This is a genomic window from Zunongwangia pacifica (assembly GCF_023499215.1).
Classification (GTDB): Bacteria; Bacteroidota; Bacteroidia; order Flavobacteriales; family Flavobacteriaceae; genus Zunongwangia; species Zunongwangia pacifica.
On sequence record NZ_JAKHSK010000003.1, the window covers coordinates 135,530 to 147,162 of the forward strand.

Consider the following 11,633-nt stretch of genomic DNA (forward strand, 5'->3'; position numbering starts at 1 on the left):
TTTTTCTAGTATTTAGTATTTAGATGTGAGATTTGAGACGTGAGATTATTTAGATGAAAATTTTTGGATGAGTGTATAATTCATTTTTTGTATTTCCATCAAATCATCAATTATTGGCTGAATTTTAAACTCTGTTATTAGATCTAATTCGTAGGCAAGGATTAATTGCGTACAAAGCTCATTAGAAGAGCCATTAGCGATACCTAGAAAATTTCTAAACTCTCCATTTGTATTTCGTCCCGCTCCTTCGGCAATATTAGAAGCGATTGAAATAGCGCTGCGACGAATCTGACTTGTAAGTCCGAATTTTTCTTCAGAAGGAAATTCTGAAGAAATTAGATATACTTTTTTAGCAATTCTCATTGCTTTTTGCCAAATCTTCAAATTTTGAAAGTTATGCATAGCGAATTCTTAAATCTAATATCTCAATTCTCAAATCTAATTACGTAGAGGTTTCCCCTTCTGTAACATATGCTGAAGGCGTTCTAATGTTTTTCGTTCTCCGCAAAGGCTTAAGAAAGCTTCACGTTCCAGGTCTAATAAGTATTGTTCACTTACATACGATGCTTCAGAAAGGTCTCCACCGGCCATTACGTAAGCCAGTTTGTTAGCGATTTTCTTATCGTGGTCGCTAATATATTTTCCGGCGTTCATCTGGTCGGTTCCTACATAAAAAGCTCCTAAAGCCTGTTTTCCCAACACTTTGATGTCGTTACGTTTAATAGGTTGTGTATATCCATTATCTGCCATTAACATCGCGTGTTTTTTCGCGATGGCTAATTGGTTGTCACGGTTCACCACCACAATATCTTTTCCTTTTTGTAGAATATTGGTATCGTAAGCTTCGTATGCCGAAGTGGATACTTTCGCCATCCCGATGGTGAGGAAATTTTCGCGTAATCGGTTTAACTCAACATCATCTTTTTGGTAAGTGTCAGCCGCTCTCAGTGTCATTTCTTTAGAACCGCCACCGCCGGGAATTACCCCAACACCAAATTCTACTAAACCAATATATGTTTCGGCGTGTGCTACCACTTTATCGGCGTGTAAGGAAAGTTCGCAACCGCCACCCAAGGTCATATTATGCGGAGCAGATACGGTTGGAATAGCCGAGTAGCGCATACGCATCATCGTATCCTGGAAGTATTTAATGGCCATATTCAACTCATCATATTCCTGCTCGACCGCCATCATAAAGATCATTCCGATATTGGCGCCTACTGAGAAGTTTTTTCCGTCGTTGGAAACTACCAATCCACGGTATTCCTTTTCAGCTAAATCAATCGCTTTATTGATTCCGTCTAAAACATCACCACCGATGGAATTCATTTTACTGCGGAATTCTAAATTGAGGATGCCGTCGCCTAAATCTTCAACGACAACTCCACTGTTTTGGAATACAGCCTTAGATTCACGAATATTATCTAAAATGATATGGGAATCTTTTCCAGGAACTTTTACGTGTTTCTTCTCAGAAATTTCATAATAATAGGTGTTTCCTTCTTTTACTGAATAGAAGGAAGTCACCCCGGCGTCAACCATTTCTGAAACCCAGGCTGCAGGCTCGTAACCTTCAGCTTTCATCATCTCAATTCCCTTTTCTACACCAATGGCATCCCAAACCTGAAATGGCCCGTGTTCCCATCCAAAACCGGCCTGCATTGCATCATCGATTTTGTAAAGTTCATCGGTAATTTCTGGAATTCTGTTTGACGCGTAAGCGAAAAGTGCCGAGAAGTTTTTGCGGTAAAATTTACCTGCTTTTCCTTCATCTTTAATTAAAACTTTATAACGATCGCTAAGTTTATCGATAGTTTTTGTTTGGTCTAAAACTCCGAATTTTGCGCTTTTACGATCCCGAAATTCCATTTTATCAAGATCCAGAGATTTAATTTCGCTGGAACCGTCGTCTTTTTTTACTTTTTTATAAAATCCGGTATTATCAGTTTTGCTTCCCAGCCATTTGTTATCCATCATTGTCTGGATAAAATCGGGCAGTTTAAAAAGCTCGTGTGCTTCATCTTCGGGAACGTTTTCGTACAATCCGTTAGCAACGTGCACCAACGTATCTAAACCCACCACATCTACGGTACGAAAGGTAGCCGATTTTTGGCGGCCAATTACCGGACCGGTTAACTTGTCGACCTCTTCAATGGTCATATCCATATCTTTTACCATATGGAATAAACTCATAATGCTGAAAATCCCTACGCGGTTTCCGATAAATGCCGGAGTGTCTTTGGCGATTACCGATTTTTTCCCGAGGAATTTTTTTCCGTAGTCATTCAAGAAATTCAATACCTCTTCTGAAGTATCGGGTCCCGGAATAATTTCGAATAAACGTAAATATCTTGGTGGATTGAAAAAGTGCGTTCCGCAGAAATGTTTCTGGAAATCTTCACTTCTACCTTCGTTCATAAATTTAATGGGAATTCCGGAAGTGTTGGAAGTAATTAAAGTTCCCGGTTTTCTATGTTTTTCAAGTTTTTCAAAAACCTGTTTTTTAATGTCTAATCGTTCTACAACCACTTCGATAATCCAATCTACTTCAGAAACTTTAGCGATATCATCTTCTAAATTTCCGGTGGTTATGCGATTGGCAAAATCTTTATGGTAAATAGGGGAGGGCTTGGATTTTAAAGAATTTTGAAGGGAATCGTTAACGATACGATTACGCACTTCTTTGTCTTCTAAAGTAAGTCCCTTTTTTTGTTCTTTTTCATTGAGTTCTCGCGGAACGATGTCGAGCAGTAACACCTCGACGCCAATATTGGCGAAGTGGCAGGCGATACCGCTACCCATAATTCCTGATCCAATGACAGCAACTTTATTGATTATTCGCTTCATAATTATTTCGCTGAGGTTTCAGGTTTATAAATTTTTTTATTGTTGATTAATTCCATTATCGTATTGGCTACTTCGATAAATGTTTTAAGATCTTCTTCACTAACATTTTCTTTTACCGCTTCATCAAATCTTAATACTACCCCTTTAGAGAAATTACGCATTTCCAAACCAAATTTTGTAAGATTTATAAGAACGCTACGGCCATCTTCTGGATTTCTTTTACGAACTATTAAGCCTTTATCTTCCATGGTTCTTAGAATGCGACTAAGGCTGGTGGCTTCCATCCCCATTTTTGGACCTAAAGAGGTGGACGGAGTTCCTTTTTCGGGATCTATGCTAAGTAAAGCAAATCCAGTTGCCATGGTACTGCCAGCTTTACCGGCTTCTTCATTATACAATTTAGAAACGGCCATCCAGGTAGCTCTTAAAACATAATCTATCGTTTTTTCTTTCATATTCTTCCCTTTCACAGGGGGTTAGTCGGTTAGGATGATAATTTTTTGGGGAGCTCCTTTTTAAGGAGCCTCCCAAATGTAATAAAAATATACTATGCGTGCATAATAAATAAATGTAAATTTTGTTAATATTATATTATTTATGCTGTAATTTTTAGACTAAACAAAAAAATCCCCTGGTTTGGGGACTTTTATGCAATAAATTAAATGTTATTTTGAATTATTGATGATCATATATAAGGTTGTAAAGATCAATATATTTTTCTTTTACATTCTTTCTTTTCACCTTCATGGTAGGGGTAAGGTGACCATCTTCAACAGTCCATATATCTGGTGTTAATTTGAATGTTTTTACTTTTTCCCACTTACCAAAACTTTTGTTGTAAAAGTCTATATCCTGTTGAATACGATCGATCACTAATTGATTGTTCGCAATTTCTTTTTCGCTTTTATCTCCAAGATCAATGTTTTTACGTGAAGCCCATTCCCTCACAAAATCAAAGTTGGGTTGAATTAAAGCAGCAGGCATTTTTTCTCCTTCTCCCACGACCATTATCTGTTCAATAAATTGTGATTGCTTCATTGTATTTTCCAGGATTTGTGGTGCTACATATTTACCTCCTGAAGTTTTGAACATTTCTTTTTTTCTATCGGTAATTTTTAAGAAACCATCGGCATCAATTTCCCCAATATCTCCGGTATGAAAATAATGATCTTCGGTAAGGGCTAATTTCGTTTTTTCTTCGTCCTTATAATAGCCCATCATTACACTTGGCCCCTTGGCTAAAATTTCACCATCTTCTGCGATCTTGACCTCACAATTTTTAATAGGTTTTCCAACCGTTCCAATCTTAAAATTATGATCCCTTTCATCATTCACGGCAATTACGGGAGATGTTTCGGTAAGTCCGTATCCTTCCATAACAGGAATTCCCGCTGCCGCAAAAACTCTTGCCAGTCGTGGTTGTAACGCAGCACTACCAGAAACAATTAGTTCTATATTACCACCTAGACCTTCTTTCCACTTCGAAAATACAATTTTACGAGCTAAACTTAATTTAAATTCATACCATGACCCGTTAGCTCCATAAGGTTCATATTGATGTCCTAAACTTAAGGCCCAATTAAATAAAGCCGTTTTTATCCCACCGGCAGAAGTTCCTTTAGCTATAATTTTGTCATATACCTTTTCCAGTAGTCTGGGAACTGCCGTAATCACATTTGGTTTTACCTCTTTTAGATTTTCACTAAGCATATCTATCGATTCTGCAAAGTAGATCGAAACCGCATAATATTGATATAGATAGAGGATCATCCGTTCAAAAACATGGCATATCGGTAAGAAACTTAATGCCGTATATGTCCCGAAATCGAAAGGAACACGAGGAGCACTTCCTATAACATTGCTAACAATATTTTCGTGAGAAAGCATTACCCCTTTAGGTCTTCCTGTGGTTCCCGAGGTATAAATTAAGGTTGCAAGATCCTTACTCGTTACGGCATCCATACGTTGTTGAACCTCGCCCTGATTGCTAAGATCTTCACCAATGTCAAGCACTTCTTTCCAGTTTTTACAACCTTCAATTTCATCAAAACTGTACACTTCTTTAAGATGTGTATTTGCTTTTATGGCATTTACTTTATCCAATACTTCTTTATCTGAGACAAAGCAATAGATCGATTCGCTATGATTTATAACGTATTCGTATTCCTGTTCAGAAATTGTGGGATAAACGGGTACGTTTTGGGCTCCAACCTGTAATATGCCAATATCCAGAATATTCCATTCATTCCTATTATTAGAAGAAATTACGGCGATTTTGTCATTAGGTTTTATCCCAAGTCTTAAAAGTCCTCTACTAATTTTATTTGCCTGATCTAAATATTCGTTGGTAGATAATTTAACCCAATTGCCATTTACTTTTGTAGCAAGTGAAGTTTCTAGCGGAAAGTTTTTCTGCTGATAATATGGAAAATCAAAAAGACGTTTTATCTCGTTCATCTATGTATACATTAGAGTACCTTGCAAAATAGCAAAATAGTGGAGTATTTCAAATGAAATTAATAAAAAAGAAACTAAAAATTAGAATCAATTTATGAGTTTTTTAATTTTGTTGGAAATATGAAGATATTAATTCATAATATGTACTAATTATTTAAACTATTAGTTAAAATAGAATTAAATGTATAAGTATTTTTCTTTCCCTCTTTGCAGTTCATTAGATTGCTTATAAAAACTATGAAAACCAACCAATTTTTAGGATTTATCATTTGTAGCTTATTATTTATTTCTTGCGGGAGTCAGGTAAAAACCACTAATCCCAAAGGAAAAGATCTGGATAATTATAAAACTTATGCTTATTTGCCTAATACTGGCTTTAATACAGCTAAGATGGAAAGTGATCAGGATATTAATAAAATAGTGCTGGAAACAGTTAATATGAATATGAAGAATGCAGGATATTCTTTAGATACTGACAATCCAGACTTACTTGTTCTTATTAATTCGACCACAAATATTGAAGAAAATCAAGAAACGGAAGCAGAATATGCCTCTTATCCCTACGATCTAGGTGTAACAGCCGTAAGTCCGTTATACAGTAATTATTTTTATTCTGGTTTTGCCAATTTTGGACCAATCACGGGATATGATGTAAATACGTACCAATATCATGAAGGAGCGGTAGATATTCATCTGGTAGATAGCAAAACAAAAGAATTAGTATGGAGCGGTAAAACTTCAGGAGCAATAGTAAATGCGGCGAATCTTGAAGCGCAGGAAGAATTAATAAATCAGATTTTTAGCAAGTTTCCTGCATTTCAGGATAAGTCAAAAAAATAAGGTCTAATATTGCATAAAAAAGGAGCTGATTTTTTCCGCTCCTTTTTTAATAATTAACAATGCTAAGATTATTTATTTTCTAACCATTTTCTCGCATTTTCAAATGCGCTAAGCCATGGTGTTACTTTATCATCTTTACGATCTTTTGGATAGTATGCCCAGTTCCAGGAAAATGTAGAACGCTCTAAGTGTGGCATCATTACCAGGTGACGACCAGTATCATCGGTTAACATCGCCGTATTAAAGTCAGATCCATTAGGATTGGCAGGATAGCCTTCAAATCCGTATTTCCCTACAATATTATATTGATCTTCAGCATAAGGGAAGCTAAACTTACCTTCCCCGTGTGCGGCCCAAATTCCTAATTTGCTACCCGCCAGATTGCCGAGCATTACTGAATTATTTTCAGCGATTTCTACGGAAGTAAAATTACATTCGAACTTATGCGAGTCGTTATGAAGCATTTTAGGTTTTTCCTCGTGTGTAGGGTTTATTAAGCCTAATTCGATAAATAACTGGCAACCATTACAAACACCAAGCGATAAAGTATCTTCTCTTTTGAAGAAATTATCTAAGGCAGCTTTTGCCTTCTCATTATAAAGGAAAGCTCCGGCCCAACCTTTTGCACTTCCCAAAACGTCTGAATTAGAGAACCCGCCAACGGCTGCAATAAACTGAATATCTTCTAAAGTTTCACGACCGCTAATTAAATCGGTCATATGTACATCTTTTACCTCAAAACCGGCAAGGTGCATTGCACGGGCCATTTCACGTTCTGAATTTGATCCTTTTTCACGAATAATCGCTGCCTTGATTCCTCCCCTGGCCCCTCCTAAGGAGGGTAGCTCTCCCGTAAATCCAATCGGGAACTTATAAGAAAGAGGCTGATTTTTATAGTTTTCGTAACGCTCGGCTGCTTTTTCTTTTCCGCTTTGCTTCTGGTCTAATAAAAAGGAAGATTTATACCAGATGTCACGTAATTCGGCAATATCGAAATTCAGCGTTTCTTCAGCATTTTTTATAGTTAGCGTAGCAGTTTCAGAAACTTCACCAATTTTAAAAAATTCAATGCCGTTATCTACTAAAACTTTTTCAGCATTATCATCGGTCGCCTGGAAAACAACCGAACTATTTTCGTTGAATAATAATTTTACAAGATCGCTTTCTCCCAATGCTGAAAGATCGATGTTCGCACCAAGATTTTGATCGCCAAAACACATTTCTAACAATGTAGTGATCAATCCACCGGAAGCCACATCATGACCAGCAGTGATCATATCATTTTTAATTAATCCCTGAAGATTATAAAAAGCGTCTGCGAATTTTTTATCGTCTTTAATTGTAGGTACTTCATCACCAATCTTATTAAGGATTTGCGCGAAAGAAGAACCACCTAATTTTAACGAATCCTGCGATAGGTTAATATAATAAATTGCACCGGCATTTTTTTGTAAAACCGGCTCTACAATTTTAGAAATATCATCACAATGCCCGGCTGCCGAGATAATCACCGTTCCCGGAGAAAGTACGTCGCCATCTTTATATTTTTGTTTCATCGAAAGCGAATCTTTACCAGTAGGAACGTTAATCCCCAGGCTAATCGCAAAATCTGAAACGCCCTTTACCGCTTCGTAAAGTCTGGCATCTTCACCTTCATTATTACAAGGCCACATCCAGTTTGCTGATAAAGAAACCGATTTTAAGCCTTTTTCAAGCGGAGCCCAAACAATATTGGTAAGTGCTTCAGCAATAGAATTTTTAGAACCCGCAACGGGATCTACTAAGGCCGAGATAGGGGAGTGGCCAATTGAAGTGGCTACACCATCTTTACCTTTGTAATCTAAAGCCATAACCCCAACATTGTTTAATGGTAATTGTAACGGCCCGGCAGTTTGTTGTTTTGCCACACGACCAGAAACGCAACGATCTACCTTATTGGTTAACCAGTCTTTACAGGCAACGGCTTCTAATTGTAAAACCTGCTTTAAATATTCCTGAATATGAGTAGAAGAGTATACCAGTTTATCATAGTTTCTGGCAACCGTTTTGTCGTTCATAATGGTTTTTGGAGAGCTTCCAAACATATCTGAAAGATCCAAGTCCATTGGTTTTTTACCACTTTTTTTACCTTCAAAAGTAAAACGATGAGAACCAGTAACATTACCTACATCGTACATTGGAGAACGTTCTCTATCGGCAACACGTCTAAGTGTCTCGATATCTTTTTCACCAATGACCAATCCCATACGTTCCTGGGATTCGTTACCTATCACTTCTTTTGCAGAAAGAGTAGGATCACCTACAGGAAGTTTATCAAGATCGATGTTTCCACCGGTATCTTCTACTAATTCACTTAAACAGTTTAAGTGTCCGCCCGCTCCATGATCGTGAATAGATACAATTGGATTTTCTTCTGCTTCAACCATGCCACGTACCGCATTGGCCGCACGCTTTTGCATTTCAGGGTTGGAACGTTGAATCGCATTTAGTTCGATACCGCTACTAAATTCTCCGGTATCGGCAGAAGAGACGGCAGCACCGCCCATCCCGATTCTATAATTTTCACCTCCCAGAATAACGATTTTGTCGCCCTTCTGCGGAATATCTTTTTTTGCCTGATTAGCCTTGCCATAACCAACACCACCGGCCTGCATAATCACTTTATCATACCCTAATTTTCGACCATGCTCTTCATGCTCAAACGTAAGTACCGATCCTACGATTAATGGCTGGCCAAACTTATTTCCAAAATCTGATGCTCCATTTGAAGCTTTTATCAGAATATCCATCGGGGTTTGGTATAACCAGTCACGTTCGTTCATGGCTTTTTCCCAGGGGCGGTCTTCTGCTAAACGACTATAAGAAGTCATATATACCGCTGTTCCCGCTAAAGGTAAAGAACCTTTACCACCGGCAAGACGATCTCTAATTTCACCACCACTACCTGTGGCAGCTCCGTTAAAAGGCTCAACCGTTGTTGGGAAATTGTGCGTTTCTGCTTTTAAAGAGATTACCGAATCGAATGCTGTATTTTGATAATAATCTGGTTTATCGGCAGATTTTGGTGCAAATTGCTCCAATTTTGGACCCTTTATAAAGGCAACATTATCTTTATAAGCTGAAACAATTTCATTAGGATTTTCTTCGGAAGTTTTTCGTATCATTTTAAAAAGGGAAGAAGGTTTTTCTTCACCATCAATAACAAAAGTTCCGTTGAAAATTTTATGTCTACAATGTTCAGAATTTACCTGAGAGAAACCAAAAACTTCAGAATCGGTTAATTTTCGACCTATTTTTTCGGCTAAGCCTTGTAAATACGCAACTTCCTCAGTATTTAAAGCTAAACCTTCCTGTTGGTTGTACGCTTCAATATCCTCAATTTCTTTAATCGCTTCAGGCTCGATATTGATCGTAAAAATATCCTGATTTAGTTCGGTATATTTTTGAGAAAGCATAGGATCAAAATCGGTAAAATGCTCATCGATTTTGTAGAATTCTTCAATTCTAATAATACCTTCGATGCCCATGTTTTGGGTAATTTCTACCGCATTGGTACTCCAAGGAGTAATCATTGCAGCACGTGGCCCAACAAAAAAATCTGCCAAAGCAGATTCGTTATATTTTTGTGCACCCCCAAAAAGCCAGTTTAATTTAGAAATATCTTCAGCCAAAAGCTGTGTGTGCGTTTGCACGGCATAAACCTTATTGGTTTGAGTTCCGAAGAATAGGATCATCCTAAGAAGTTTTGTGTTGTTGTTGAAAGCGCAAATTTACTTTTTTAAACCGAATATTGAAAGTTATTGATATCGTCAAAATTAATAATACCCCAGGCTGGTCTCGAAATAGTAAATATTTTTAAGGTTACTATCTGTTTTTTTTTGATTGTATAGTGTTTATTACTAATTATTTACAGAATAATTTTAGAGGATAATTTAGGTTTGTATCCTGTTGATCTTTTAGCTTTAAGTAATATGTTTAACGAAAAAACGCGCCATTTTAGGCGCGTTTTTAGTCTGTGGGAAACTAAACTTAATAAGTTCCTATATTATCTACCGTATTTTTATCAAACGATTCCCATTCGTCACTATTATAAGTTGCTGAAGGAGCGGTAACCGAAGATTTTCTTCGTAGTGTTATATCTTTTGCAAAGTCGTCACCACCGGCTGTTCCAATCATGTCGATAAGCGTTCCGTCTTTAAATAAACCTACCGGATCGTTTCCATTATAGTCGATTGGAGCACCACTCTGACTAATATCTGCTTCATCGAGTAGTTTTTGTAAATCGGATTGTGAGTTGATAATAACTAAAACTTCACCGGCAGCTAAGGTTCCAGATAGTGAAAGTTCATTACTCCATTCTCCATTGCCATTTACTTGTTTTTGAATGCTATATCCTGAAAGATCTGCCGTTTCTTCAGAAATGTTTACTATTTCGAGCGCTTTATTGTTTCCGCTACCTTCAACATATTCAGAAAACATTAAAACAGCATTTTCACTTCCTCCATTTTCTCCGCCGTTGTTGTCCTCTTCACCTTCACCGTCATTTCCATTATCTTCTGTCGGGTTTTCAGTATATTCTTCTGAAATTGGACCGCTATAATCGGTGGTCCATGTATTTACAGCTTCATCATCGCCACCCCAAAGCACTGTTGCCAAATATGGGTTATCTATAAATGGGTTACGATTTCCCTGAGCTTCAGCAACGACATTGTTTTTTTGTACTTCTAAAACAGATACAGGATCTGCTGCATTCCATTCTAAAAATAAATCCAGGTTTCCTACTGTTTCGAAGCTTTGGTCATAGCGAATGCTCATATACATTACAATTCTGGCTACATCACCTCGCCAATCGTCACCGGGATACCAACCGCTACCTGTAGAGGTAAATGATCCTTCTCCCGCAACGAATGGATCGTTGCCTCTGTTAGAGTTGATAGTGATATCTGCAGGATAAAAATTGTGAAGATCTGCTTTACCAACTTCAACTTTAATTTTAGATTTTGGATAAATATGCTCGGTATTAAATGTTTGGTTTGGATTTGTATTATCTGCCGATTGATATTGATTTTTTGGTCTGCTTTCTCCGGAATATACTAATATAACGTTCTCAGGATTGTTAGGATCTTCAGTAGCATCATATAAATAATCGTGACGTTGCCAGTATTCTAATAAAGTGGTGTGCTTTTCTGACGTAAGGCTTACTAATTCTTTCTTTAATTCTTCTACGGTTACATCAAAAGAAACTTCACTGTAATAACCGGCAATTTCTTCTGGAATGATAAAATTAAGATCTAAGACGTCACTTTGTTCTTCATTAGTTTCCTCGGGATTTTCTGTATCCCCGCTACTTTGCTCTGGACTTTCTGTGTTCTCTGTATCTTCCTCGGGGTTTAATGTAAGAGTATCGTCGTCGTTACTACATGAGGTTACAGAAATCAAAAGAAAACAAAATAAGAATGTACTGAATTTAAACTTCATTTTTATATCAA

General features: G+C 37.3%; 7 protein-coding genes. 1 reads left to right on the plus strand and 6 read right to left on the minus strand.

Translation table 11 applies throughout. The annotated features are described in order from the left end of the window. Positions 1 to 45: 45 nt before the first annotated feature. The 4 genes from L1967_RS03270 to L1967_RS03285 all read right to left on the minus strand — a co-directional run bounded on the left by L1967_RS03270 (position 46) and on the right by L1967_RS03285 (position 5,304). Positions 46 to 402 (minus strand): four helix bundle protein, encoded by a 357-nt coding sequence (locus L1967_RS03270; RefSeq protein WP_249600291.1) that lies wholly within the window; start codon positions 400 to 402, stop codon positions 46 to 48. 36 nt (positions 403 to 438) lie between these two features. After that, positions 439 to 2,847, minus strand: a complete 2,409-nt coding sequence (locus L1967_RS03275; RefSeq protein ID WP_249600292.1) for a 3-hydroxyacyl-CoA dehydrogenase/enoyl-CoA hydratase family protein — start codon at positions 2,845 to 2,847, stop codon at positions 439 to 441. A 2-nt stretch (positions 2,848 to 2,849) separates the two neighbouring features. Continuing rightward, positions 2,850 to 3,302, minus strand: a complete 453-nt coding sequence (locus tag L1967_RS03280; protein WP_249600293.1) for a MarR family winged helix-turn-helix transcriptional regulator — start codon at positions 3,300 to 3,302, stop codon at positions 2,850 to 2,852. Between the two features lie 220 nt (positions 3,303 to 3,522). After that, entirely contained in the window at positions 3,523 to 5,304 is a 1,782-nt protein-coding gene (locus L1967_RS03285) for an AMP-dependent synthetase/ligase (RefSeq protein WP_249600294.1), read from the minus strand. Positions 5,305 to 5,541: 237 nt separating this feature from the next. Here L1967_RS03285 and L1967_RS03290 point away from each other — a divergent pair, with 237 nt between their 5' ends. Beyond that, entirely contained in the window at positions 5,542 to 6,144 is a 603-nt protein-coding gene (locus L1967_RS03290; protein WP_249600295.1) for a DUF4136 domain-containing protein, read from the plus strand. A gap of 68 nt (positions 6,145 to 6,212) precedes the next feature. Here the strand turns inward: L1967_RS03290 and purL are convergent, their stop codons facing one another. Beyond that, the gene (gene purL / locus L1967_RS03295; protein WP_249600296.1) at positions 6,213 to 9,878 is read right to left on the minus strand and encodes a phosphoribosylformylglycinamidine synthase; all 3,666 of its coding nucleotides are present in this window, start codon (positions 9,876 to 9,878) and stop codon (positions 6,213 to 6,215) included. 295 nt (positions 9,879 to 10,173) lie between these two features. Beyond that, the gene (locus L1967_RS03300; RefSeq protein ID WP_249600297.1) at positions 10,174 to 11,622 is read right to left on the minus strand and encodes an endonuclease; all 1,449 of its coding nucleotides are present in this window, start codon (positions 11,620 to 11,622) and stop codon (positions 10,174 to 10,176) included. Positions 11,623 to 11,633: the final 11 nt, after the last annotated feature.